At 72.4% G+C, this 24,114-nt stretch carries 27 protein-coding genes; 18 read left to right on the top strand and 9 right to left on the bottom strand.

Annotated elements, in window-relative coordinates:
- The first annotated feature begins 57 nt into the window (after positions 1 to 57).
- From ACIG3E_RS16015 to ACIG3E_RS15985, 7 genes are all read left to right on the top strand, one after another.
- A complete protein-coding gene (locus ACIG3E_RS16015; RefSeq protein WP_399616074.1) occupies positions 58 to 1,389 on the top strand; it encodes an aspartate aminotransferase family protein in 1,332 nt (443 codons plus the stop codon).
- A 24-nt stretch (positions 1,390 to 1,413) separates the two neighbouring features.
- Entirely contained in the window at positions 1,414 to 2,241 is an 828-nt protein-coding gene (locus ACIG3E_RS16010; protein ID WP_399616072.1) for a sugar phosphate isomerase/epimerase family protein, read from the top strand.
- Complete coding sequence (locus ACIG3E_RS16005) at positions 2,232 to 3,422, top strand: ABC transporter substrate-binding protein (RefSeq protein ID WP_399616070.1); 1,191 nt, start codon at positions 2,232 to 2,234, stop codon at positions 3,420 to 3,422. Before ACIG3E_RS16010 ends, ACIG3E_RS16005 begins: the two co-directional genes overlap by 10 nt.
- Positions 3,423 to 3,530: 108 nt before the next feature.
- Positions 3,531 to 4,850: a DegT/DnrJ/EryC1/StrS family aminotransferase gene (locus ACIG3E_RS16000; protein ID WP_399616068.1), complete on the top strand. Its 1,320-nt coding sequence runs from the start codon at positions 3,531 to 3,533 to the stop codon at positions 4,848 to 4,850.
- Positions 4,847 to 5,755 carry a radical SAM protein gene (locus ACIG3E_RS15995; RefSeq protein ID WP_399616066.1) on the top strand — a complete coding sequence of 303 codons (909 nt, stop codon included), beginning with the start codon at positions 4,847 to 4,849 and terminating at the stop codon, positions 5,753 to 5,755. The genes ACIG3E_RS16000 and ACIG3E_RS15995 overlap by 4 nt, the downstream gene beginning before the upstream one ends.
- A 1-nt stretch (position 5,756) precedes the next feature.
- Positions 5,757 to 6,584, top strand: coding sequence for a glycosyltransferase family 2 protein (locus ACIG3E_RS15990; RefSeq protein WP_399616064.1), 828 nt, complete (start codon positions 5,757 to 5,759; stop codon positions 6,582 to 6,584).
- Positions 6,585 to 6,639: 55 nt separating this feature from the next.
- Entirely contained in the window at positions 6,640 to 7,443 is an 804-nt protein-coding gene (locus ACIG3E_RS15985) for a DNA-methyltransferase (RefSeq protein WP_399616062.1), read from the top strand.
- Between the two features lie 63 nt (positions 7,444 to 7,506).
- Here the strand turns inward: ACIG3E_RS15985 and ACIG3E_RS15980 are convergent, their stop codons facing one another.
- On the bottom strand, positions 7,507 to 8,547 hold the full coding sequence (locus ACIG3E_RS15980; RefSeq protein WP_399616060.1) for a Gfo/Idh/MocA family protein: 1,041 nt from the start codon (positions 8,545 to 8,547) through the stop codon (positions 7,507 to 7,509).
- 221 nt (positions 8,548 to 8,768) lie between these two features.
- Between ACIG3E_RS15980 and ACIG3E_RS15975 the strand changes: the two genes are divergently transcribed.
- Positions 8,769 to 9,698: an NAD-dependent epimerase/dehydratase family protein gene (locus ACIG3E_RS15975; protein WP_399616058.1), complete on the top strand. Its 930-nt coding sequence runs from the start codon at positions 8,769 to 8,771 to the stop codon at positions 9,696 to 9,698.
- Between the two features lie 32 nt (positions 9,699 to 9,730).
- On the opposite strand, the gene rfbB is transcribed toward ACIG3E_RS15975, so the two are convergent.
- Positions 9,731 to 10,723: a dTDP-glucose 4,6-dehydratase gene (gene rfbB / locus ACIG3E_RS15970; protein ID WP_399616057.1), complete on the bottom strand. Its 993-nt coding sequence runs from the start codon at positions 10,721 to 10,723 to the stop codon at positions 9,731 to 9,733.
- Between the two features lie 99 nt (positions 10,724 to 10,822).
- Here rfbB and rfbA point away from each other — a divergent pair, with 99 nt between their 5' ends.
- Entirely contained in the window at positions 10,823 to 11,698 is an 876-nt protein-coding gene (rfbA, locus tag ACIG3E_RS15965; protein WP_399616055.1) for a glucose-1-phosphate thymidylyltransferase RfbA, read from the top strand.
- A 367-nt stretch (positions 11,699 to 12,065) separates the two neighbouring features.
- Positions 12,066 to 12,746 carry an alpha/beta fold hydrolase gene (locus tag ACIG3E_RS15960; RefSeq protein ID WP_399616053.1) on the top strand — a complete coding sequence of 227 codons (681 nt, stop codon included), beginning with the start codon at positions 12,066 to 12,068 and terminating at the stop codon, positions 12,744 to 12,746.
- 4 nt (positions 12,747 to 12,750) lie between these two features.
- On the opposite strand, the gene ACIG3E_RS15955 is transcribed toward ACIG3E_RS15960, so the two are convergent.
- The gene (locus ACIG3E_RS15955) at positions 12,751 to 13,530 is read right to left on the bottom strand and encodes a phosphotransferase (protein ID WP_399616051.1); all 780 of its coding nucleotides are present in this window, start codon (positions 13,528 to 13,530) and stop codon (positions 12,751 to 12,753) included.
- Between the two features lie 241 nt (positions 13,531 to 13,771).
- Here ACIG3E_RS15955 and ACIG3E_RS15950 point away from each other — a divergent pair, with 241 nt between their 5' ends.
- Positions 13,772 to 14,212 (top strand): two-component system response regulator, encoded by a 441-nt coding sequence (locus ACIG3E_RS15950; protein ID WP_399616050.1) that lies wholly within the window; start codon positions 13,772 to 13,774, stop codon positions 14,210 to 14,212.
- A gap of 129 nt (positions 14,213 to 14,341) precedes the next feature.
- Here the strand turns inward: ACIG3E_RS15950 and ACIG3E_RS15945 are convergent, their stop codons facing one another.
- Positions 14,342 to 14,671 carry an ArsR/SmtB family transcription factor gene (locus tag ACIG3E_RS15945; protein ID WP_399616049.1) on the bottom strand — a complete coding sequence of 110 codons (330 nt, stop codon included), beginning with the start codon at positions 14,669 to 14,671 and terminating at the stop codon, positions 14,342 to 14,344.
- A gap of 126 nt (positions 14,672 to 14,797) precedes the next feature.
- Between ACIG3E_RS15945 and ACIG3E_RS15940 the strand changes: the two genes are divergently transcribed.
- Positions 14,798 to 16,267, top strand: coding sequence for an MFS transporter (locus ACIG3E_RS15940; RefSeq protein WP_399616047.1), 1,470 nt, complete (start codon positions 14,798 to 14,800; stop codon positions 16,265 to 16,267).
- Positions 16,268 to 16,306: 39 nt separating this feature from the next.
- Here the strand turns inward: ACIG3E_RS15940 and ACIG3E_RS15935 are convergent, their stop codons facing one another.
- The gene (locus tag ACIG3E_RS15935) at positions 16,307 to 16,912 is read right to left on the bottom strand and encodes a dihydrofolate reductase family protein (RefSeq protein ID WP_399616044.1); all 606 of its coding nucleotides are present in this window, start codon (positions 16,910 to 16,912) and stop codon (positions 16,307 to 16,309) included.
- 152 nt (positions 16,913 to 17,064) lie between these two features.
- A complete protein-coding gene (locus ACIG3E_RS15930; RefSeq protein ID WP_399616042.1) occupies positions 17,065 to 17,724 on the bottom strand; it encodes a TetR/AcrR family transcriptional regulator in 660 nt (219 codons plus the stop codon).
- A 225-nt stretch (positions 17,725 to 17,949) separates the two neighbouring features.
- Between ACIG3E_RS15930 and ACIG3E_RS15925 the strand changes: the two genes are divergently transcribed.
- Positions 17,950 to 19,029, top strand: coding sequence for a serine hydrolase domain-containing protein (locus ACIG3E_RS15925; protein WP_399616766.1), 1,080 nt, complete (start codon positions 17,950 to 17,952; stop codon positions 19,027 to 19,029).
- Between the two features lie 285 nt (positions 19,030 to 19,314).
- The gene (locus tag ACIG3E_RS15920; RefSeq protein ID WP_399616764.1) at positions 19,315 to 19,587 is read left to right on the top strand and encodes a DUF6355 family natural product biosynthesis protein; all 273 of its coding nucleotides are present in this window, start codon (positions 19,315 to 19,317) and stop codon (positions 19,585 to 19,587) included.
- A gap of 53 nt (positions 19,588 to 19,640) precedes the next feature.
- Here the strand turns inward: ACIG3E_RS15920 and crcB are convergent, their stop codons facing one another.
- From crcB to ACIG3E_RS15905, 3 genes are all read right to left on the bottom strand, one after another.
- Positions 19,641 to 20,015, bottom strand: coding sequence for a fluoride efflux transporter CrcB (gene crcB / locus ACIG3E_RS15915; protein WP_399616040.1), 375 nt, complete (start codon positions 20,013 to 20,015; stop codon positions 19,641 to 19,643).
- Positions 20,012 to 20,500: a fluoride efflux transporter FluC gene (locus tag ACIG3E_RS15910; RefSeq protein ID WP_399616038.1), complete on the bottom strand. Its 489-nt coding sequence runs from the start codon at positions 20,498 to 20,500 to the stop codon at positions 20,012 to 20,014. Before ACIG3E_RS15910 ends, crcB begins: the two co-directional genes overlap by 4 nt.
- A gap of 212 nt (positions 20,501 to 20,712) precedes the next feature.
- Positions 20,713 to 20,976 carry a GlsB/YeaQ/YmgE family stress response membrane protein gene (locus ACIG3E_RS15905; RefSeq protein WP_138963637.1) on the bottom strand — a complete coding sequence of 88 codons (264 nt, stop codon included), beginning with the start codon at positions 20,974 to 20,976 and terminating at the stop codon, positions 20,713 to 20,715.
- A gap of 364 nt (positions 20,977 to 21,340) precedes the next feature.
- On the opposite strand from ACIG3E_RS15905, the gene ACIG3E_RS15900 reads away from it, so the two are divergent.
- From ACIG3E_RS15900 to ACIG3E_RS15885, 4 genes are all read left to right on the top strand, one after another.
- Complete coding sequence (locus ACIG3E_RS15900; RefSeq protein WP_399616036.1) at positions 21,341 to 21,715, top strand: VOC family protein; 375 nt, start codon at positions 21,341 to 21,343, stop codon at positions 21,713 to 21,715.
- A 42-nt stretch (positions 21,716 to 21,757) separates the two neighbouring features.
- Positions 21,758 to 22,153: a DUF6479 family protein gene (locus ACIG3E_RS15895; RefSeq protein WP_242727375.1), complete on the top strand. Its 396-nt coding sequence runs from the start codon at positions 21,758 to 21,760 to the stop codon at positions 22,151 to 22,153.
- A gap of 132 nt (positions 22,154 to 22,285) precedes the next feature.
- On the top strand, positions 22,286 to 22,642 hold the full coding sequence (locus ACIG3E_RS15890; protein WP_138963633.1) for a DUF779 domain-containing protein: 357 nt from the start codon (positions 22,286 to 22,288) through the stop codon (positions 22,640 to 22,642).
- Between the two features lie 208 nt (positions 22,643 to 22,850).
- Positions 22,851 to 24,110 carry a phosphodiester glycosidase family protein gene (locus ACIG3E_RS15885; protein ID WP_399616033.1) on the top strand — a complete coding sequence of 420 codons (1,260 nt, stop codon included), beginning with the start codon at positions 22,851 to 22,853 and terminating at the stop codon, positions 24,108 to 24,110.
- Positions 24,111 to 24,114 lie beyond the last annotated feature (4 nt).

The raw sequence follows: 24,114 nt of genomic DNA, 5'->3' as shown, positions 1-24,114 counted from the left end.
ATAGCGCGAGAGGCACCGCGCAGCGGACGCAATCGTGGCAGAAAGGCCCAAGGAAGCATGAGTCCCATCGCCATGCCCGCGTCGTCGACCCACCACACCATCGCACTCGAGCGGAGCCACCGGCTGCCGGGCGGACAGTCCATGACGGACCTGTCCGGTCTCGTCGTGGACCGCGCGCGCAACGCCGAGGTGTGGGACAAGGACGGCAAGCGGTACATCGACTTCTTCACCGGCGTCGGCGTGTGCAACATCGGCCACGCCCACCCCAGGTTCCTGGCCGAGGTCGGGGAGCAGCTGAGCGCGTGCGCCGTCGGCACGTTCTACACCGACGCGCGCTCCCGCTACTACGAGCTGCTCGCCGCCCAACTCCCGGAGCGGCTCGGCAAGATACACATGTTCTCGACCGGCAGCGAGGCGGTCGAGGCCGCCGTGAAGCTCGCCCGCGCCGCCACCGGCAAGCACGAGGTCGTCAGCTTCTGGGGAGGCTTCCACGGCAAGACCCAAGGGGCCCTGAGCCTGCACGGCGGGCCCCGCAAGCACCGCTCGGGCCCCTTCCCGCCCGGCTCCCACCAGGTGCCGTACGCCTACTGCTACCGCTGCCCGCTGAAGCTGGAGCACAGCAGCTGCGGCCAAGCCTGCGTGGACCTCGCCGAGCAGTCCATCGAGAACGGCTCCGTCGGGGACATCGCCGCGATCATCGTGGAGCCGGTGCAGGGCACGAACGGCAACATCATCCCGCCCGCCGGATATCTGCGGGCCGTGCGCCGCCTCGCGGACCGGCACGGGGCCCTGCTGATCCTGGACGAGGTCATCACCGGCTTCGGCAGGACCGGCGCGCTGTTCGCCTTCGAGCACGACCCCGAGGTCCGCCCGGACGTCGTCGTGCTCGGCAAGGCGATGGCGTCGGGCGTCCCCGCCAGCGCGATCGTCAGCCGCGCGGAGCTGGTCGAGGGCACCTCCTTCGGCCAGCCGAGCGCGGCCGCGTCCACCTTCGGCGGCAACCCGCTGGCCAGCGCCGCCGCCCTGGCCACCCTGCGGATCCTGCTCGACGAGGGCCTGCCCGAACGGGCCCGCGCGCTCGGGGAGTCGGTGGCGCGCCGCCTCGCCTCCTGGACCGAGGAGTTCCCGTTCGTGGGCAACGCGGCGACCGTGGACCTGATGGTCGGCGTGGAGCTCGTCGAGCCCGGCACCCGGCAGCCGCTGCCCAAGGACGTCACCCGCCGGATCTTCCAGGACCTCCTCGCCGAGGGCGTCCTGGCCATGGCGTACGACAGCCGGATCCGGATCTACCCCCCGCTGAGCATCCCGGAGGACCACCTCGACGAGGGGCTCGCGGCCTTCGAGTCGGTCTTCCGGTCGACGCGGTCACTGCTGTCGACGCGGCGATGACGCGGAAGGAGCGATGACGCAGAAATGAGGAGCGCCATGGAACTCGGGTGCGTGGTGCGCAGCGCCCCGGAGGCCGAGCAGGCCGCCCGGCTGCCGCTGGACTACCTGGAGATCAAAGGAGACATGCTGTGTGTCGAAGGCGATGAGTTCGCCGCCCTGTGCACCCGCCTCGGCGCGGCGGGCCTGCCCTTCAAGGCCATGACGTCCCCCCTGCCGCGCCGCTACGGATGCCGGGTCGTGGGCCCGCAGGCCGACCACGCGGCGGCCCTTAAGGTGTTCCGCGACCTGTGCGACCGGGGTGCGGCGCTCGGCGTGCGCACGGTCGTGCTCGGCAGCGGACAGGCCCGCTCCATCCCGCCCGGCTTCGCCGCCGACCGGGCCCTGCGGCAGTTCAGGGAGTTCCTGGCCCGGGCGCACCAGGAGTGCGCCCGGCGCGAGATGACGCTCGCCCTCGAACCCCTGAACCGTACGGAGACCAACTTCGTGAACTCCTGCGCCGAGGCACGGGAGGTCGTCGACGGCCTCACCGGGGCGGACGTGCGGATCACCACCGACTGCTTCCACATCCTGAGCGAGCAGCTGCCCGTCGCCGAGGAGGTGGCCGCCGCGGGTCCGGCCATCGGGCACGCGCACACCTCGTCCGTGCCGCGCGGCAGCGGTGACTTCCACGAGGGCGCGCAGCAGGAGTTCGTGGCGGCCCTGCTCGCCGCGGGGCACCGGGGCGGGCTCACCATCGAGGACGACTTCGGCGACTTCGCGCGCGAGGCGTCCACCGCGGTCGACGTCTTCCGCCGCGTCCTCGCCGCCGCGTCCGGTCCGTCCCCGGCCCGAGGAGTCCGTACATGCCCCTGAGTTTCCTCACCGACCACACCTCGCCCCTCATGCGCGGCTTCGCGGACGAGGTCGTCGCCCGCTGGAACGAGCGGCGGCCCGATGCGCCGGTCGAGCTGGCGGTCCAGGACCACGAGGAGTTGCGCGCCCTGCTGCACGCCGGGCTCACCGGCGAGAGCCCGCCGGACGTCATGACCTGGTTCGCGGGCAACCGCATGCGCGCCCTGGTGGACCAGGGCCTGATGCTCGACATCTCCGCGATGTGGCGGGCGGAGGGCTTCGCCGATGTGTACCTGCCGAGGTTCAGCTCCATGACCGGCGGCATGGGCCCGTCGTGCTTCCTGCCGACCTCGCACTACTGGTGGGCGGTGTACTACCGCCCCTCGGTCTTCGCCGAGCTCGGCATCCGCACGCCGGTCGAGACGTGGCAGGACCTCACGGACGCGTGCGCCGTGCTGCGCCGCGCGGGCCTCACCCCGTTCTCCCTCGGGGCCCGGCACCGCTGCCCGGCCGCCGCCTGGTTCGACTACCTCGACATGCGGCTGAACGGGCCCGCGTTCCACCAGGACCTCATGGCGCTGCGCGTGCCGTACACCGACGAGCGCGTGACCAAGGTGTTCGCCTTCTGGCAGCGCCTCGTCGAGAGCGGCTGGTTCCTCGGCGACCCGGCGGCGTACGACGAGGAGGAGGCCGTCGCGGCGGTCCTTCGCGGCGAGGCGGGCATGACGCTCGTGGGCGCCTACGCGACCGACGAGTACACCCCGCCCGGCGAGCCGGACATCGACTTCTTCCGCTTCCCCCTGATCGACCCGGGCCTGCCCGTCGGCGAGGACACCCCGGTCGACGGCTACTTCGTGACCGGGACCAGCCAGGCGCCCGCCGAGGCCACCGCGTTCCTCGCGCACCTCGGGTCGCGCGAGGTGCAGCAGCTGACGATCGAGCGGCTCACCACGCTGCCCACCCGCACCGACGTCGACGTGGCCCGGGGCGGGCGGCACGTCACCAAGGGCATGGAGATCGTCCGGGGCGCCGACCACCTGGGGCAGTTCTACGACCTCGACACCACCTGGGAGCTCTCGGACACCGGCATGGCGGCGTTCGTGGCCTTCCTACGGGAGCCGTCGCGCGCCGAGGAGCTCCTTGAGGAGGTGGAGGCGGCCCGCGGGGAGATCCTCGCGGCCCCGGCCTCGGCCCGGGCCTGACCGCCCCGCCCCGCCCCGCCCCGCCCCGCCCCCGGCAACGGTCCGACCGCCCTTCCCGTACCCCCCCCCGTTCCTGCACCCCCGTTCCTGACGACCAAGGGGACACACATGTCAGCGGTACGCAGTTCACCCCTCGCCCTGCTCGGCGGCGCCCCGGTCCACGACGGCGCCTGGCCCGCCTGGCCGCAGGCGCCCGAGTCCACCCTGACCCTGCTCAACGCGGCTGCCACGTCCGGGCGTTGGGCGGTCAGCGGCGTCTACACCGGCACCCCGAGCTTCGAGCGGCGCTTCTCCGAAGCCTTCGCCGCCTACCACGCGGCCCCCGGTCTGACGCCGTACGCGGTGCCCACCACCAACGGCTCGGCCGCGCTCACCATCGCCATGGAGGCCCTCGGCGTCGGCCCCGGCACGGAGGTCATCGTGCCGGGCCTGACCTGGGTGGCGTGCGCGTCGGCCGCGCACGCGCTCGGCGCCACGCCGGTCCTGGTGGACGTCGACCCGCACACCCTGAGCATCTCGGCCGACGCGGCGAAGGCCGCGGTCACCGACCGGACCCGGGCCATCCTGCTCGTGCACGCCTACTGCTCGGCCGCCGACGTCGACGCGTTCCAGGAGCTCTCGCAGAACACCGGCATCCCCCTCATCGAGGACTGCTCACAGGCGCACGGAGCGGAGTGGCGCGGGCGCAAGGTGGGCACCTTCGGCACGATCGGAGTGTTCAGCCTCCAGCAGACCAAGGTGCTCACCTGCGGCGAGGGCGGTGTCGTCCTCACCACGTCACCCGAGCTGCACGACCGGCTCCAGCAGTACCGCGCCAACGGACGGCGCTACACGGCCCGGCCGGTCGCGGGCCAGCTGGAGCTGGAGGACGTCGGCGCGGTCGAGGGCCACAACCACTCGATGTCCGAGTTCCACGCGGCGGTCGCGCTCAGCCAGCTGGAGTTCCTGGAGGAGCAGAGCGTGCGCCGGGAGCGCAACGCCGCCGCGCTCACCGAGCTGCTCGCCCGGATCCCGGGCGTGGCGACGCTGCCCGCGCCGCCCGGTCTGACCCGGCGCACCTACTACGACTTCGTCATCCGCCTGGACGCGGAGCTGCTCGGCCCGGTGCCCGTCGACCGCGTGGTGGACGCCATGTCCGCCGAGCTGAACATGTTCTTCGAGACCCTCGACGCACCGCTGAACGCCAACCCGCTGTACGTGCCGCTCAAGTCCCCGCGCACCCCCGGCTCGGACGACGCGCGGCGGGGCCTGGACCCCGCCCGGTTCGACCTGCCCGCCGCGACGGCCGCGTACCGCACCTGCTTCGCCTTCCTCCACCAGGCGCTGCTCGGCACCGAGCGGGACGTGACGGCGATCGCGACCGCCGTCGAGAAGGTCGTCACCCACCTCGACCAGCTCGGAGACGGGGCGGAGAGGGGCCGGGCATGAGCGTGCGCCTGGCCGACGGCAAGGTGGTCAACCCGGAGGGCGTCGAGGTCAACGCGAGCCTCCAGTGCAACATGCGCTGCCAGTCCTGCGCCCACCTCTCGCCGCTGTACCGCCGCGAGAACGCCGACCCCGCCGAGATCCACGACACCCTGAGCGTCCTCGCCAGGAGCTACCACGCCTCGTACGCGAAGATCATGGGCGGTGAGCCGCTGCTGCACCCGGACGTCGTCGGTCTGATCGAGGCGGTGCGGGCCACCGGGATCTCCGACACGATCCTCGTGGCCACCAACGGCACGCTCCTGCACCGCGCGCCGGAGCGCTTCTGGGAGGCCGTGGACTCCCTGGAGATCTCGGTCTACCCGAGCCGGACGCTCGCGCCCGAGGAGGTCGAGCGGTACCGCGCGCTGGCCCGGGACCACGGGGTCTCCCTGCTCGTCAACTACTACGGGCACTTCCGCGCGGTGTACTCGGAGTCGGGCACGGACGCGCCGGGCCTGGTGCGGGACGTCTTCGACACCTGCAAGCTCGCCCACTTCTGGAACTCGCACACGGTCTACGACGGCTGGCTCTACCGCTGCCCGCAGAGCGTGTTCATGCCCCGGCAGCTGCGCGACGGCGGCTGGGACCCGCACGTCGACGGCCTGCGGATCGAGGAAGGACCGGACTTCCTGGAGCGCCTGCACCGCTTCCTCACCGGTGCCGATCCGCTGCGGGCCTGCCGGAACTGCCTGGGCAGCGTCGGCAAGCTGCATCCCCACCAGGAGCGGCCGCGCGCGGGGTGGCAGGTGACCGAGCGGCTGGAGGAGCTGGTCGACTACCCGTTCCTCGAGGTCTGCAAGGACGACATCACCGCCGACGACGGCTGCGTGGAGCGGTCCCTGTCGGCGCCGGTGGGAGGAGCCTGACGTGACAGGGAACGAGAAGCCCTCGGCGGCGGGACCCGGTGAGGGCATCACCGTCGTCACCCTCACCCGCTACCGCCCGGTGCTCGTCCAGCGGGCCATGCGCAGTGTCCGCGCCCAGGTGACCGACGTGCCGGTGCGCCACCTCGTCCTCATCGACGACAGCGAGGAGACGCTGACCGCGCTGCGCGAGGTGACGGACGCGTTCCCGCGCTGCGAGATCCGGTACGTGCCGCGCGAGCCGCACGAGAAGTCGGGTCCGGGCCGGTCGTCGCGCCTGCGCAACCTGGGGGTGCGGCTCGCCGACTCCTCCTGGATCGCCTTCCTCGACGACGACAACGAATGGACGCCCGACCACCTCCAGTCCCTGCTCGACCAGGCCCGCGCGCACGCGGCACGCGCCGTGTACAGCGAGGTCGGCCTCCTCGACAAGGACGGCGCCCCGTACCTCGAACCGCGCTGGCCGTGGGCGAACAGCGTCGCCGAGGCGGAGCGGATGTACGCGGACTACGTGGCCAAGGGCATCTGCGTGCCGGGCTCCAACGTCATCAAGGACCGGCCGGGGACCTTCGAGGTGCCCGTGGACACCAGCGCCTGGCTGCTCGCGCGGGAGCTGCTGCTCGACGTGCCCTTCGAGGAGGAGTTCTCGGCGGCCGACGCCGACGGTTTGGTCAGCGAGGACGACAAGCTCTACTACCGCCTCGTGCAGCGCGCGGAGCCGATGGTGTGCACGGGGCGCGCGACGCTCCGCTACTACCTGGGCGGCTACTCCAACAGCGGCGAGACCGTCGCCCCCGAGGAGCGGGGCGCGATCGCCTGGGCCTCGGAGTGAGCCGCTCCGACAGCCGCCGTACGCAACGACGACAGGGAAGGGAGAGGATCCCGTGGTGACCGAGCAGACGACCGTGGCGGGAGACCGCTGCGCTCTGGGGGCCGAACACGGCTCCTACTACTGGGGGGACAGCCTCGCGCTGATGAAGGGGGTGCCCGACGCGGGCGTGCGCGCGGTGGTCTGTTCGCCGCCCTTCGAGGGGCCGCGGCTCATCGCTGACGAGGACCGCACGGGCGCGGAGTTCCTCGACTGGATCCTGCCGTTCTTCGAGGAGTTCGACCGGGTGCTGCGCCCGGACGGCTGTGTCGCGTTCGAGCTGGGCGGCATCTGGCTCTCCGACGCGCCGGGCAAGGCGGTGCAGCACGCCGGTGCCGTGCACGCGCTGGCCGCGGCGGGCTGGCGCCTGGTGCAGGACTTCTACTACTACAACCCGCAGCTGCTCAACCCGGAGCCGGAGGGCGCGGCACGGGCCCCGGACTCCATCACGCCCATCTGGGTCATGGCGCGCACGCACGACGTGCACTACGACGTCGCGGCGCTGCGGCACCCGGCACGGCAGCCCTTCGTCCGGGGCAATCTGCTGGAGTTCGACACGTCGGGCGTCTATGACCAGGCGTACGAGAAGGCGCTGGCAAAAACGTCACTGCACCCCTATGTGGACCGGTGGCCCACGGTGGTCCCGGAGTTGTTCGTGGAGCTCCTGACCGAGCCGGGCGACCTGGTCCTCGATCCGTTCGCGGGCAGCGGGGCGACCTGCTTCGCCGCCGAGCGACTGCGTCGGCGGTGGCTCGGGTTCGAGCTGGACCGGGGGCTCGAACAGCACGTGCGGGCGATGTTCGCCGCCCGCCGCGCGGGCTAGCGGGTGGTCCCGTGCTCCGGCACGGGACCACCGCACGTCCCCTCAGGCGTACTTGACGAACCGTCAGGCAGGGGCCAGGAGCGCCTCGGGCACGCGGCAGTCGACCCACCGGCCGCCGTCGGCCGCCGACGCGTAGCCGCCGTCGATCACGAACGAGGTGGTCAGCGCCTCGCGGATGAGGTCACGGCCCCGCTCAGGGGCGGCGACCACCGCCGTGAAGTCGCGCAGCATCCGCTCAAACCACTCCTGGTGGGAGGGGTCGTCGAAGCCGGACTCGATGGACGTGCGGACCACGTCGCCGTCCGCCGCGTAGGTGAGGTCGTCGCCGTCGACGACCACGGAACCGGAGGTCCCCATGATCGAGTATCCGGTGCTGCGATGACCGGCGGCCCACGACAGGTGCAGCGCGATCTCGACGCCGTCCTCGCACCGCAGCCGCAGCAGGGCGGTGTCCTCGGTGTCGGCGTACGCGGCGCCGTCCCGCAGCCGCCCCGTGAGACAGGACACCGACACCGGGGTCAGGCCCGTCAGGTTCATGGCGAGGTACACGCTGTGCGGGCCGTGGTCGCGCAGGATGCCGCCGTGCGAGGTGCCGGGCTCGCGCCGCCAGTGCGGCCGCCAGTCGGGCACGCCCTTGGCGTGTCCGGCGCGCAGCGTGCGGAAGTGGGCGCCGACGACCTTGCCGAAGCCGGGTGCGGCGATGCGCTCCTTCATCGCCGCGAGCACGGGCGCGTACTTGTAGACGTGGCACGGGTAGTAGACGCGGTCGCTGGCGCGGATCCGGCTCAACTGGCCGGCGTAGCCGTCCTCGTCGGGCAGGAAGACCGGTTTCTCGCACAGGACGTGCAGTCCGTGGGCGAGGCCGAGCGCCGAGTACGCGGCGTGGCTGCTCGGCGGTGTGCAGATGTCGATGAAGTCCAGGTCCTCGTTCGCGACCAGCTTGGCGAAGTCGCTGTAGGCGGGGAGTCCGAACGATTCCTCCGCATGGCTCCGCCGTTCCTTCGACACATCGACGACCGCCGCAATGGATAAATCCTGGACCCGTGAATAGCCGACCATGTGCCCCAGGGCGATGGTGCCGAATCCAATGATGGCTCCGCGCATGGCGGACCTCCTTCGTCAATACGGCTGCCGGACGCGTGGAGAGCACGCGAGAAAGGGGGATGCGGGCACAATTTTTAAGCGCCGTACGACGCGCTGTCAACCTGCGGCCAGAATTAAAGAGAAGCCCTTTCCGGCTCCCGTGAATTAACCGGAGCCGTTGATCAGGCACGCCCGGAAAGAAATATCAGGAAGCGGTTTTCGAGGAATGTGGGGGCCACGTCATGACATCGAGCCGAGGCGGTGCGGCCGGATCGTCCGCGGCCGCGCCGGTCGCCGTGGTCGGCGGCTGCGGGTTCATCGGCAGGAACCTGCGCGCCGCGCTCGACGCGGCGGGCGTGCGGACGTGCTCCTTCACCCGGCGGCGCCCCTTCATGCAGGGCGACCGGGTGCACCGCGCGCTGCTGCGGTCGCCCACCGTCTTCTACGTGGCGGGCGGCGTCACACCGGCGCGGGCGGAGCGGGAGCCCCGGCTCGCCGCGCAGGACTACTGGAACCTGCAACTGCTCCTGTGGGGGCTGCGCGGCGCCGCCCACCGGCCGCTGGTGGTCCTCGCGAGCTCGGGCGGGACCGTCTACGACCCCGACGCCGGGGCGCCGTACCGGGAGGACGCCCCCACCCGGCCCGTCACGGCGTACGGCGCGGTGAAGCTCGCCCAGGAGCGGGCCCTGGTCAGCGCCGAGTGGGCGGCGCCGGTGATCCTCCGGCTCGCCAACGTCTACGGCCCGGGGCAGAGCGCGGGCGCGGGGTTCGGGGTGGTCCCGCACTGGGCCGCGGCCGTGCGGGCGGGCCGGGAGCTGACGCTGATCGGCCGGGCCCGGCGGGACTACGTGCACGTCGCCGACGTGTGCGCCGCCCTGCTCGCGGTGCACCGGCGGGCCGACCGGCTGCGGGCCGCGCCCGGGCCGACGACCCTGAACATCGGCTCCGGCGTGCCCACCTCGCTCGACGAGCTGCACCGGCACTTCGAGCGGGCGGCGGGCCGCGCCCTCGACGTGCGGCGCGAGCCCGCCCGGAGCTTCGACCGGTCGGACGTGTGGCTGGACGTCAGGGCCGCCCGGGAGGAGATCGGCTGGCGCGCCCGGATCGGCCTCGCGGACGGGATCACGGGCACGCTGGCCGCCGCGGGGGCGCCCGCCCGGATGCCGTCGTGACCGGGCGGGCGGGGGCGGCGGCCCGGCGGTGGTTACGCCGACGTCCGCAGGGCCGCGCGCCGCTTCAGCGGCTCCCACCAGGAGCGGTTCTCCGCGTACCAGGCGACGGTCTCGGCGAGGCCGCGCTCGAAGCCGACGAGCGGCGCGTAGCCCAGCTCCGTGGCGGCCTTGGTGCAGTCCAGGGAGTACCGCGCGTCGTGCCCCTTGCGGTCGGGGACGCGCTCGACCCGCTCCCAGCCGCAGCCGGTCGCGGCGAGCAGGTGCCCGGTCAGCCGCTCGTTCGTCAGCTCCGTGCCGCCGCCGATGTGGTAGACCTCCCCGGCCCTGCCGTGGCGCAGCGCCAGCTCGATGCCCCGGCAGTGGTCCGACACGTGCAGCCAGTCGCGGACGTGCTGTCCGTTGCCGTACAGCGGCACCTTGTCGCCGTCGAGGAGGCGGGTGATGAACAGCGGGATGACCTTCTCGGGGAACTGGTACGGCCCGTAGTTGTTCGAGCAGCGGGTCACCACCACGTCCATGCCGTGCGTGCGGTGGCAGGCGAGCGCGAGCAGCTCGGAGCCCGCCTTGGTGGCCGCGTACGGCGAGTTGGGCGCGAGCGGGCTCTCCTCGGACCAGGAGCCGACCGGGATGGAGCCGTAGACCTCGTCGGTCGACACGTGCAGGAACCGGCCGACGCCGTGCCGGCGCGCCGCGTCGAGCAGCAGCTGCGTGCCGAGGACGTTCGTCGTCACGAACGGGGCGGAGCCCGTGATGGACCGGTCCACATGGGTCTCGGCGGCGAAGTGCACCACCGCGTCGTGCCCCGGCACCACCTCGTCGAGGAATGCGCCGTCGCATATGTCCCCGTGCACGAAGGTGTGGCGGGGATGGCCCGCGACCGCGTCCAGGTTTTCCCGCACTCCGGCATACGTCAGCTTGTCCAGGACCGTGATACGGACGTCGCGCGCCGCGCCCGGCGCCAACAACATGGACCGGACAAATTCGGACCCGATGAAACCGGCACCGCCCGTCACAATAATCCGCATGGAGAAAAGATACACACGGCCGGGGGTACCGCGGTAGGGACCCCGAACAGGAAGGGAGGAAAGGGCCGGTCCGGCAGCACGTCCGGCCCGCCGTCAGCAATGCGCGGAATCATACTTGCAGGTGGCACAGGATCCCGTCTGTGGCCGGTCACCCAGGCCGTTTCCAAACAGCTCATGCCGGTCTTCGACAAACCCATGGTCTATTACCCGCTGTCCACGCTGATGCTGGCCGGAATCCGCGAGATCCTCGTCATCACCACGCGCGAGGACAAGGACGACTTCCGGCGGCTGCTCGGCGACGGCTCGCACCTCGGCCTCCGCCTGACCTACCGGACGCAGGACCGCCCCGGGGGCATCGCGGAGGCCTTCCTCATCGGCGCCGACTTCATCGGCGGCGAGCCCGTGGCCCTGATCCTCGGGGACAACATCTTCCACGGCCGCAGCTTCGGCGTGCAGCTGCGCGAGCACACCGCCCCCGACGGCGGCCGCATCTTCGCCTACCCCGTGGCCGACCCCACGGCCTACGGCGTCGTCGAGATCGACGAGCACGGCACGGCCCTGTCCATCGAGGAGAAGCCCGCCAAGCCCAAGTCCCGCTACGCCGCCGTCGGTCTGTACTTCTACGACAACCGCGTCGTCGACATCGCCGCGGGCCTGCGCCCGAGCGAGCGCGGCGAGCTGGAGATCACCGGGGTCAACGAGGAGTACCTGCGCCGCGGCGCCCTGGCCGTGACGGTCCTCGACCGGGGCACCGCCTGGCTCGACACCGGCACGTTCACGGCGATGGTCCAGGCGTCGGAGTACGTACGCGTCATCGAGGAGCGCCAGGGCCTGAAGATCGGCTGCGTGGAGGAGGTCGCGTGGCGCTGCGGCTACATCGACGACGCACGCCTGCGCGCGCTGAGCGGTCCACTGCTCAAGAGCGGGTACGGGCGCTATCTGCTGAGCCTGCTCGACGAGGAGGCACTGTTGTGAGGGGCGGACGCGGGCCCGGGGCGGAGTCGGCGGAGTCCACCTGGGCCAGGGACTGGGTGAACGACCCAGTCAGCTGGGGCATCGCTTGCGCCCAGGACTTCCCTGACGCTCGCACTCGGACCGGCGCCTACCGCGACTGGATCGGCAGCGTCTCCCAAGACCTACGGGAATGGATTCAGGCGGCGCCGACACGTGAGTACGCGTCCGAGGCCGAGATGCGTCTCGACGCTCCCGACGCCGTCGGCGTTCCGGCGGGCTGGAATGCGATGGATGGGCAACCGGCTTAGCGTGTTGTCGTGCGTGTCGGTGACGTGGACGCGCTCCGTAGTCCGGGCGGGGGCTTCTTCCATCGGTTCCGGAGGTTCACATGGTCAACGTTCTGCTGGTTCACGGCGCCATCGCCGACGGCTCGTCGTGGTCGGGGGTGATCCCGAAGCTGCAGGACGCCGGTCACCACGTGGTGGCGGTGCAGCAGCCGCTGTCGTCCATCCCTGACGACGTCACCAAAGTGCGGCAGGCTCTCGACATCCTGGAGGGCCCGACCGTAGTGGTCGGCCATTCCTTCGGCGGCTGCGTGATCACCAACGCCGCGCACGGGGCTGCGAACGTGAAGGCACTGGTGTACGTGGCGGCGTTCGCGCCTGACGAGGGCGAGACCGTCGCCCAGCACGCCGAGCAGTTCGAGCCGCTGGAGTCGGCGAAGCACTTCGACGTCGACCCGCAGGGGCGGCTCACCATGCCGCAGGACCTGTTCCCCCAGTACTTCGCCGCTGACGTCGATCCGGTTCAGGCCCGGATCATGGCCGCGGTGCAGGGGCCGAGCGACGCGGCACGCTTCGAGTTCGTCTCGGGTCCTCCGGCCTGGCGTGAATTCCCCAGCTGGTTCATCGTCGCGGGCAACGACCAGATCATCGGCACACCGCTGGAACAGTGGCTGGCCGAACGGATGGGTGCGAAGACCACGCTCATCGACGGGGCCAGCCACGCCGTCATGGTCTCGCAGCCCGACGCAGTCGCCGCGGTCATCCTTGAGGCCGCCGCCAGCTAGACCTTCAGCGGGTCGAGCGCCAGAAGGAAGCGGGCAGCGCGTCGACTTCGACGGCAGCCTGTTCCAGCTCCCCGGCCACCGGCTCCAGGGCTGTGTAGACGGGATCGCCGTCGGCGGCCAGGCGGCGGATGACGTCCGCGTTGGTCCGGGCCCGCGTGGACACCACGGTCCCGAACGCCGCCCGGTCGCCTTCGTATCCATAGGCGTCGAGGAATTGATGGAGGCGCCGGGACCGGTCCTGGAACGCGGTGAATCCGGTCCGCTCGGCGAAACCGCGCGCGTGCAGCGGGACCCACGTCAACGCCATGAAGGCCAGGTCGAACTCGCGCGTCGAGGGCCCAGCGGTGTCCCAGTCGAAGAAGCCCACCAAGCCCCCGTCACGCCATACCGCGTTCCAAGGGGCGGCGTCGTGGTGGCCGATGACGAGCCCAGGCCGCCACCGCTGCCTGGCGAGCCAGCGCGCGTCCGGCGGCGGAACGAAGGACTCCGTCGCGTCATGCAGGCGCCGGGCCCACCTCCCCACGGCCTCCAGCGCGGGCGGCGAGTACACCCAGGCAGGCCAGGGCAGCTCCTCCCCCGCCGTCTCCCCTTCGAGATGGGTCAAGACCTCACGCCCTTGCCCGTCCATGCCCAGGACCCTGGGCACACCGTCCATCCCCACCGCCTCCAGATGGCGCAGCACCGCGTGCACCGCAGGCGTCCACGGCTGCACGGCCCGGTGAACCGCGCCACCACGGCGTACCGCCCCCACCGTCCGGCCGCCGGGCAACCGCTGCTCGTCCATGAGCCGGTTCTACCGCAGCCTGGCCGCCTGTGCAGCCGAAATTCCTGGCCGCCTCGTGTGGTCAGGGCTGCCAACAAGCGCCCTCCCCATGGGGCCATGGGGCACCACTCGTACGGGTGATCCAGGCCGCCGAACCGGCTGCCGTCCGCGAGCGGGCCATAGGCTGACACCGGTCATCTGCTCACGAGGCACCGGTCATCTGCTCACGAGGCACCGGTCATCTGCTCACGAGGCAAGGGTCATGACCGTGGAATCCACAGTGCTCCTGGTCGATGATCACAAAGACAATCTGTTCGCGCTGGAAAGTGCGCTCGCTCCGTTACGCCTGCCCTTGGAGCGTGCCGACACCGGCGACGCGGCGTTGCGCGCCACCCTGCGCGGGAACGTCTCCCTGATCGTGCTGGACGTACTGATGCCAGACCTCGGCGGACTCGAAGTCGCGCGTTACCTAAGCCGCCTTGAGCAGACCCGCGCCATCCCCGTCGTGCTGGTGACGGGGGCCAACACCAGCACGGCACTGATCGGACAGGCCCTGGAGCTCGGCGTGGCCGACTTCCTGACGAAGCCGATCGACCCCTTGGCCCTCTGCATCAAGGTGCAGTACCTGTACCGGATGCGGCAGTCAGCACAGCGAGTGCCAGCGCAGCCCACCGCCCGGACCGTGCGCTGGGCACCGCAGTGACGTCCGCGCCGACCAGATAGCGCGCACTCGGTCGAGCGGGCACCAGCCGGGCGCAGCCTGCGCCAAGACGCGGGCGGGGGGCGGTGCGAGGTGGGGTCCTACCCGCGGCAGGCCCCGCGGGAGATGGCGTCAGGCGCCGAGCAGTTCGTCCGCGCGGGATCCGGCGAGCACCGCGTCGAGGAGTCCGGGGTAGCGGGCGTCCAGGTCGTCCCTGCGCAGCGTCAGCAGGTTCTCGCGGCCGGAGGGGCGCTGGAAGATGACGCCGCTCTCGCGCAGGACGCGCCAGTGGTGGGTCATGGTCGACTTGGCCGGTACGCCGAGCGTGGTGAGGACGCTCGTGCAGTTGTGGTCCCCGCCCGCGTCCAGGAGCCGGATCACGGAGAGCCGCAGGGGATTGCCGAGGGCGCTCAGGACGTCGTCGATGCGGATCTGGTCGCGCTCGGGATGGCGGTAGCTCATCACCCCACCGTACCTCCGTACGCGGATATGCGGACTATGCCTTGCCCTCCCCAGCGATCGTACGTAAGGATGCGTACCATCCATCGTACGTATTCACGCGTACTGTCGTACTGAAGGGGCACACCTGTGTCTGACAAGCGCCGCCTGGGCCTGAGTCTCGTGCTGCTCGCCCTCGCGCAGACGGTCTACTCCCTCGACCTGAACATCGTGTTCGTCGCCCTGCCCGAGATCGGCTCCGACCTCGGCTTCCCGGGCCAGACGCAGCAGTTGGTGGTCAGCGCCTACGTCGTCCTCGCGGGCGGCTTCCTGCTGCTCGGCGGGCGCGCGGCCGATCTGCTCGGGCGGCGCCGGATGTTCGTCCTCGCCCTGAGCCTGTACGCCGTCTCCTCGCTCGCGGGCGGGCTCGCGACCAGCGCGGGCGTCATCATCGCCGCGCGGGCCGTGCAAGGCGTCGGGGGCGCGCTGCTGCTGCCCGCCACGCTCTCGCTCATCAACAACCTCTTCGAGGAAGGGCCCAGGCGCAACCGCGCGCTCGCCGTGTGGGGCGGCGCGGGCGCCAGCGGGCTCACCCTCGGCGCCCTGCTCGGCGGCGCGCTCACCGAACGCTTCGGCTGGCCCGCCGTGTTCTACGTCAACGTGCCGCTCGCCGGGCTCATCGCGCTCGCCGCGCTGTACGTCATCCCGCGCGACCCGGCGCGCGGCGCGCGCCGCCGCTTCGACCTGCCCGGCGCCCTGAGCGTCACCGCCGGGTCGACGCTCCTGGTCTTCGGCCTGGTCGAAGGGCCCGAACTGGGCTGGGGCGACCCGCTCGTCGTGGCCGCCTTCGCCGCCGCCGCGGTGCTCCTGGCGGCCTTCGCGGCCATCGAGGCCCGCAGCGCCGACCCGCTGATGCCCTTCCGCCTCTTCCGCAACCGCAGCCTCACCGTCGGCATGACCGTCACGTTCGTCTACATGGCCACCTTCGGCGTCCTGCCGTACTTCCTGACCGTGCTGATGCAGAGCGTCCACGGCTACTCCGCGCTCCAGACCGGCCTCGGCTTCCTGCTGCCGTCCCTCGCCATCGCCGGCGGCACCCAGCTCGGCGAGCGCGCCGCCACCCGGCTCGGCACCCGCTCCACGCTCCTGACCGGCTTCGTGACCGGCGCCGTCGGCACGGCCGTGCTCGCCCTCGGCTTCGACGCCGACGCGGGCTACGCGCTCCTCGTGCCGGGGCTCATCGTCTCCGGCGTGGGCCAGGGCGTGGTGTGGACGGCCATGTGGATCGCCGCGGCCACCGGCACACCCGCGCACGAGCAGGGCGTCGCCAACGGCATCGCCTCCACGGCCCTGAACATCGGCAACGCCATCGGGCTCGCCGTGTTCACGGTGGTCGCCGACCTCGGCACCCAGGGCAAGGCGGGCGCCGCGCTGCGCACGGCGACCGCCGACGGCGAGTTCCTCGTGGTGCTCCTGACGGCGGCGGGCATGCTCGCGGGCCTGCTGGTCACGCTCGCACTGCCGCGCTCGGGCGCGGCCCGCACGCTGCGCGCCGCCCCGCAGGACGCGCCCGGCCCCACCGCGGACCCCGTCGGCGCCCCAGGGGAACCGGGGTCGTGAGCGCCCGCGTCGGACCCGTCAGCGGCGGGTGGGGCGACGTCACGCAGGGGCGCCGAGCGGCGGGTGCTCGAGCACGCGGGGCTTGTACTCGACCAGCTGGATGCGGCCGTCGAAGGTGCGGTGCTCGGTCATCTCCAGGGCCATGTCCGGATAGCCGTCGTAGATGCGTTCCTCGCCCGTGGCCCCGGTGATCACCGGGAACATCACGACCCGGAAGCGGTCGACGAGTCCGGCCCGCAGCAGGGATCGGCACAGGCTGAGGCTGCCGATGGTGCTGAGGAGGCCCGTGCCACTCGACTTCATGGCACGGACCGCCTCGACGGCGTCGTCGCGGACGAGCGTGGAGTTGGCCCACGTCAGTGGCTCCTGGAGCGAGGAGGAGAACACCACCTTGGGCGCTCGCGTGAGCTCGTCGACGGACGCCTCCTCTTCGGGCCTGAACTCGGCTTGGCCACCCGGGACCTCGCCTGCGGCGAAGCCCGACATCAGGCGGTAGGTGTTCGCTCCCATCAGGTAGGTGGCCTGGGGCTGCTCGCCGAGCCAGGCGAGGTACTCCGGGCCCTCCAGGCCCCAGAATCCGGGCCATCCCTCTCCCGATGCATAGCCGTCGAGGGAGGTGATGAAGTCGACGAGAAGCTCCGACATGGCGCTGTCCTTTCCTGGGGTGTCACCAGCTTGGACCGGCCGGGAGCCACAAACCCATCGGCCACGCCGTGGGGCCCCGCCCAGCGGCAGGACGCGCTCGGCGAGCCGGTCGGCGGCGACCAGGAGGTCGGACGGCGCGGGAGCGGTGCGGATCAGCCCTGGTGGATCGCGGCCTCGATGTGGGCCAGTTGGGCATCGAGGATCTCTTCGAACGCGGCGCCGCGGTCCGCGCCGAGGGGGCGGACGTCGCGGGCGAAGTGGGCCAGGGCGGGGAAGCGCTCGGGGTCGGCGCCGAGTACCGCGACGCGGAAGTGCTCCATGCCCTGTTCGTACTCCTCCGGGGTGATGGCGCTGACTCCGGCCTCGGAGGTGATCAGCGCGGCGATGAGCACCGCGAGGCGGTGGTAGCGCGCCGGGATCTCCTCGTCGGGCAGCCCCGACGCGCGCAGGGCCTGCAGCACTTCTTCCGCGACAAGCCGGGATCCGGCGCCGCCTGACGCGTACCGTCCCCAGACCGCGGCGAGCTGGGGCTGCTGGCCGAACGCCTCTCTGACGCGCAGGGCCAGGGCGGTGACGCGCTGCTTCCAGTCGCCCTCGGGGCGGTAGCCGTCCATGGAGGCCAGGAGGATCCGGTCGGCGACCGCGCGCAGCAGTTCGGTCTTGCTGCGGAAGTGCCGGTAGAGGCTGGAGGAATCGGTCCCCAGAGCCGCGGCGAGCTTGCGCACGCTGAACGAGTCCGTGTCGCCCGTGCGCAGCAACTCCGCTGCCGCATCCAGGATTTCCTCGGTTGACCAGCGCCTTCGACCTGCCATGTCGCCCCTCTCGTCGGGCTCACTCTAACTTATGCACCTGGTGTTGCACGCACCGCGTGCATAATGAGGACATGAGTGTGCCGAGCGACCCGGCAGCATGCGGGCCGCCGTGCCGCGCATGCCCTGTCACCCGGGTTGGGCGACCGACGTGGAGCTCGGCCCGAGCCATGCGAAAGGACGCATGTCGTGAGGAACACACTGGATCCCGCGGCGCTGGACGCCGCCATGGAAGCCGTCCACCGCGCCGGAGTGCCGGGCCTGTTCGCCGAGGTGTGTGACGGCGAGCAGGTCTGGCGCGGCGCCGCCGGGGTCGCCGATGTCGCCACCGGCCGCCCCGTCACCGCCGACCTGCGCCACCGGGTCGGCAGCATCACCAAGACCTTCACCGCCGCCGCGGTCCTGCGGCAGGTCGAGGCCGGTCGGATCGGTCTCGACACACCGATCGGCCACTACCTTCCGAAGCTGGTTCCCGGAGAGCGCGGGGACGCCATCACGGTCCGGATGCTGCTCCACCACACCAGCGGCCTCGCCGAGTACCTCCCGTACGCCTACCCCTCCCTCAAGGCGTTCCCCGCCCTCGCGGACACCGGGCCGCAGAGCCTGGACGACCACCGGTTCACGCGGTTCGCCCCCACGGAACTGATCGAGATGGGGGTCACCGCACCCGCCGTCGGCACCCCGGGCGGTGCACTGGGCGTGTACTCCAACACCAACTACCTGCTGCTCGTCCAACTCCTGGAACTGGTGACCGCCTCCACGGCCGAGCAGTACATCACCCGGGACATCATCGAGCGCGCCGGGCTCCGGGACACCGAACTCCCCGCCGGACCGCACGTCGACGGGCCGCACTCGCTGCTCTACGAGTCATGGTTCGGCATGATCGACCCGCCGCGCGACTACAGCGTCTTCGACATGTCATGGGTGGGGCCGTCGGCCTCGCTGATATCGACCGTCACGGACCTCAACCGCTTCTTCGGCATGCTGCTGGCCGGGGAGATCGTCAGCCCGTGGTCACTGGCGCAGATGCAGCGCACTGTCCCGGTCGTCTCCCAAGAGGGAAAGACCATCGACTACGGCCTCGGCCTGTACCCGATGGAGAGCCCCGGCCAGAGCACCTTCTGGGGCCATGGCGGCACGGTCTGGGGTGGCGGGGCGCTGGCCATGACCCGCGCCGACGGCAAGCGGCGGATGGCGGTCGCGGTGAACCTCCAGAGGTGGAACAGGCTCGACTCCTCCGGCAAGCCGCAACCCCACCCCATCGACGACGCGCTGGCGACGCTCTACCGCGTGGCGATGTACGGCTGACCGGCCTTCACCTCACCGCGGGCATCCGCCCCACCGCGCGACGAGGCCTGGCCAGAGCCCACACCCGCTCCTCGTCCAGCCCATCGATCACTCGAACGGCCCATGCGGAAACGATCCTCCAGGTGAGGCACCTCGCGTTCGGGCGTCCGGCGCGGGGCGCGGCGGCGATCCTCGGGGCCGACGACCGGGGTCCGGCGGCCGCTCGCGCGGCTGGTCCGGCCCCCTTCCTCCGGCCTCTTCGGCCCCTTCCTCTTGAGGAGTTCTCTGGTGCGTATCCGTCGCAAGGTGATCGGCGCCCTCGGTTCGGCCGCTCTCGCGCTGACGTCGTTCGGGGTGGTGACCGTCTCCGCGAGCCCGGCGGCCGCCGATCCGTGCGGCTTCTACGAGACGAGCTCCGACGCCTACTACCGGCACTGCACGTCGGACGGCTCCCGTGTGGTGATCAAGGTGAGGGTCGCCCTGGCCCCGGACTACGAGCGGTGCGTCGCTCCCGGAAGGACCTGGCTGGGCTCCGCCGACAAGATCCAGGGCGCCCACTACGTGGGCCGTACCTGCTGACACCGGCCATCGGCGGGGCGCTCACAGGGGGGGCCCCGCCCGGCCCGCGGGCGTCAGCCCCAGACCGCCTGGGCGACCGCCGCGCCGGTGACCGCGGCGCCGAGCCCCGCCGCCACGCTGGCCGCCGCGTTGGCCGCGGCCAGGAACCGCGCGCCGGTCTCGGCCAGGCGCAGCGTCTCGTACGAGAAGGTGGAGTACGTGCTCAGCGCCCCGCACAGGCCGGTGCCGACGAGCAGTTGGACGGAGTGCGAGGCGGCGCCGTAGGTGACGGCGCCGGTGAGGACGCCCAGGACCAGACAGCCCACCACGTTGACCGTGAAGGTGCCCCAGGGGAAGACGGAGTCGTGGCGGCCCTGGACGGCCCGGTCCGTCAGATAGCGCAGGGGCGCGCCGACAGCGGCCCCGATGAGCACGCACACCCAGTTCATCGCCGCCTCCCGGAGAGCACGCGGCGGGTCGTGGTCGCCGCCGCCCACACCGCCACGAGCGCCACCGCCGGGGTGGCGGCCAGATAGGCGAGCGCGATCCGGGCGTGGCCGTCCCCGAGCAGCCGCTGGATGTCGATCGCGTACGTGGAGAACGTGGTGAAGCCGCCGAGGACGCCCGTGCCGAAGAAGGGCCGCACCAGGCGGTGGGCGCTCCACGCCTCCGCGACCAGGACCAGGAACACGCCGATCACCGCGCAGCCGAGCGCGTTCACCACCAGTGTGGTCCAGGGGAAGGCGTGCGCCGCGGTGGGCCACAGCAGTCCCGCGCCGTAGCGGGCCGCCGCTCCCGCCGCGCCGCCCGCCGCCACCGCGGCGAGCACGGGCGCCTGGCCGGGTGCCGGTCCCGCGTGCCCGGCGGGCGCCGGGACGTCGAGGTCCGGGTCGATGGGTTCGGGCTCGGCGGTCCGGTCGCGCGGTGCTGTCATCCGGTCGTACGTCTCCCACTCGTGCGCCGCCCGGAAGTGTGCGGGCGCGTGTCCTCACAAGCAGGGACCGTCGGCGGCGTCGTCACCGCGGTTGGGTACGGCGGGCCCCACCGCCGTGCGGCCGTCCCCCGCGTACGGGGTCGGCCGTCCGCCCAGGATAGTCGGCACCGGGTGGACCGGCGGGAAGGGGGGCCGCGGGCGTGCCGGGCCGGTCAGCGCCGCAGCTTGACCCGCGAGAGCGCCGCCACGCCGAGCGCGGCGAGGCCGATCTGGATGAGCCACTCCGTCCAGTCGACGCCCTTGGTGTCGGCGACGTCCAGGCCCGAGGCGATGGCGGTGCCGATGAGCGCCGCGACGATGCCGACGACGATGGTCCACAGGACGCCGATGCGCTGCCGCCCGGGGACGACGAGCCGCCCCAGGATCCCGATGACGGCGCCGATGACGATCGCACTGATGAGCCCTGAGATCTCCATAACTCCGCTTTCCTTCGGCAGAAGTCCGTTCCGCGTCACCGGGTTCCCTGGAACGCGCCCGGCAGTCGTGGCGGCGTCCGGGGGCCGGGCGCCGCCGTGGACGTTTCCGTCCCGGTCGTCAGGGCACCCGCGACCGTGCGGGTCCGGCTGTTCGCGGAGTGGGGCGGTCGTGCGGGCCGTACGGCGGACGGCCTCCTGGCGGAAGCCCGCCGGGGGCCTTGGGCGGGGGCCCGTACCCCGCGCCCAAGGTTCCTCACTCCCCGTGGCTTCCCAGCCGGGGCTGCGAGTCCCCCGGCGGGCCACCGGCAAACCCGGATCCGCCGGACACCGGCCACCGATCATCCACCGTGAAACGAGGGGCACCATGGCCACAGTGGAAACGGCGATCCTTGTGCTCGACAGCGGCGAACCGGAGCAACTGGCCGAGTTCTACGCCGGTCTCCTGGGCGAGGACGTGACGTACAACCCGCAGGCCGACCGGTTCGAGACCACCGGAGCCTCCGGTACGCGCCTGGGCTTCAGGCGCGACACCGGCTTCGCGCCGCCCAGCTGGCCGCGGCCCGACGACGCCCACCAGACCCATCTGGAACTGCTCGTCGCCGAGGGTGACATGGACGAGGCGGAGCGCGCGGCCATCACGGGCGGCGCCCGGCCGGTGGACACCCAGCGCGACGGGGTGCGCGAGGTGCGGCTCTACTCCGACCCGGCCGGGCACACGTTCGCGCTGCGCACCCGCTGACGCGCTCCGGATACGCGGCGCGTTCCCGGGTACCCGGCGCGCATGACGACGCAGAACGCACCGATCGCACTGGCCGCACCGGGCGGCTCCCCGCTCGCGGCCTCGCCCTCCGCGAGCGCCTTCCTGGCCTTCGGGCTCGGCCTGCTCATCGTCGCGGCGCTGACGTGGGCGGTCTGGCTCGGCATCCGGGTGCGCAGGAGGGAGCCGGACCGGCCGCGTCCCGAGGAGCAGCCCCGGCTGCCGGACGGCGGCCCGGTCCGCGAGGTCCGGGAGCGGCGCGAGCCCGACGAGGTCCCGCGGGACGGCGGCAGCCTGACGCCCCACCAGCTCAAGGGCGGGGGCACGGTCGGCAGCAAGCCGAGCGACGACCAGGAGCCCAAGCGCTGGACCCCCGGCTCCAGCGGGGCCTTCGGCAGCGGCGGTCCCGGCCGGACCTAGCACCGGCGGGCCCGGAGGGGGTGCCGCGTGCCGCGCCCGGCTGCAACCTCCTCGCAACCTCCGGCGGTGTTGACTGGCCCGGCCGGGCCGGGGCGGCCCGGTGACCCGCGACCCGGAGGAGGCCGACCGGCCATGGCCGACACCCCGCGCGTGGAGCTGACCCCCGCGGCCGCCGATCTGCTGCGGCGGCTGCGGTCGGCCCACGGCCCGCTGATGTTCCACCAGTCCGGCGGCTGCTGCGACGGCAGCGCGCCCATGTGCTATCCGGAGGGGGAGTTCCGCACGGGTGACTCCGACGTGCTGCTCGCGTCGCTGACCGTGGACGGCGTGGCGGAGCCGGTACGGTTCTGGATGTCCAAGAGCCAGTACGAGGTGTGGAGTCACACCCGTCTCATCGTCGACGTCGTCGAGGGGCGCGGCAGCGGCTTCTCGCTGGAGGCCCCCGAAGGCGTCCGTTTCCTCATCCGTTCACGGCTCGTGGGCGCCTAAGCGCTTCGCTGGAATTGCCGCGATGGGCCGTCGATCGTCTGCGGGTCCGTCGTGGCTGGTCGCGCAGTTCCCCGCGCCCCTTCGGGGCGCTGTCGAACCGCACCACACTTCCACAAGACCGCTTAGACACCTGCCCTGCCATCGCCGTCTGGTGAACTCCCCTCACTGCTGGGACAGTTGGACGGCCCAGCCGACCCGAGGGGGATCCGTGACACGACGCGAGCAAGGCAGCGGACGCTTCAGAGCGGTGCGCGGCGCGCTCGCCGCGCTGACGGCCCTCGGCACCCTGGCCGGTGCCGCCCTCCTCGGGGCGGCACCGGCCAGTGGTGTTCCGGGGGCCGCGCCCGCGGTCACCGAGATCGCGCCGGGCGTGGAGTACCGGGACTACGACATCCCGACGCCGCGCGGGACCGCGCACGCGCACGTCCTCGACGTCGACCTGCGCCACCCGGGCGTCCGCGTGGGGCTGCTGTACCCGGGCGCGGTCGGCGCCCGGCAGCCCGTGTCCACGCTGGCCGACCAGGCGGGCGCGGTCGCCGGGGTCAACGGCGACTTCTTCAACATCACCGAGACCCAGCACCCCGGCGTCGAGGCGACCGGCGCGCCCGTCGGCCCCGCCATCGCCGCCGGGCACACCCTCAAGGCGGCCGTCCCGGACGGCCAGCGCTTCGGCCCGGCGCTGCCGCCCGGCACCACCACCGAGGACGTCATCGGCGTGGGCGTCGACCGCAGGGCCCGCCTGGACCGCCTGACTCTCGACGGCAGCGTGCGCACCCGCGAGGCGCGGCTGCCGCTCGGCGGGCTCAACCAGTACGCGCTGCCGGTGGGTTCGGTGGGCGCGTTCACCAGCGACTGGGGGGTCACCTCGCGCGTGCGGGCGACCTGCGGCACCGACACCGACCGGGGCGCGCCGTGCAGCACGGACACCTACGAGGTGACGGTGCGCGGCGGGCGGGTCGCCGCCGTGGCCGACACGCCCGGCCGTGGCGCCATCGCCGCGGGGACGACGGTGCTCGTGGGCCGGGAGGCGGGCGCGCAGCAGCTGCGCAAGCTGGCGCTCGGCGACCCGGTGCACGTGCGCCACCGGCTGGTGCCGTCGGCGTCGGACACCCCGTACCGCTTCGTCGTCGGCGGCTATCCGCTGCTGCGGGGCGGGGCGCCGCTGCCGGGCCTCGACGACCGGACGTCCGCCGTGCGCACGGCCGCCGGGATCGACGAGGGAGGCCGCCGTCTGGTCCTGCTCGCGCTCGACGGCGCGCCCGAGTTCCGGGGCGGCCTGACGATCGCCGAAGTGGCCGCGTTCCTGCGGGAGTTGGGGGCCGAGGACGGCTTCAGTCTCGACGGCGGCGGCTCCAGCACGCTGGCCGCCCGGGAGCCGGGCGCGCCCGCCGTCTCGGTGCGCAACCATCCGAGCGGCGGCGCGGAGCGCCCGGTGCCCAACGGCATCGGGGTCTTCTCCCGCGCGTAGGGGC

It is taken from the genome of Streptomyces sp. NPDC053474 (assembly GCF_044544845.1).
Classification (GTDB): domain Bacteria; phylum Actinomycetota; class Actinomycetes; order Streptomycetales; family Streptomycetaceae; genus Streptomyces.
The sequence above is the reverse complement of the archived record's forward strand: the minus strand, read 5'-3'. Positions and strand labels throughout refer to the sequence as shown.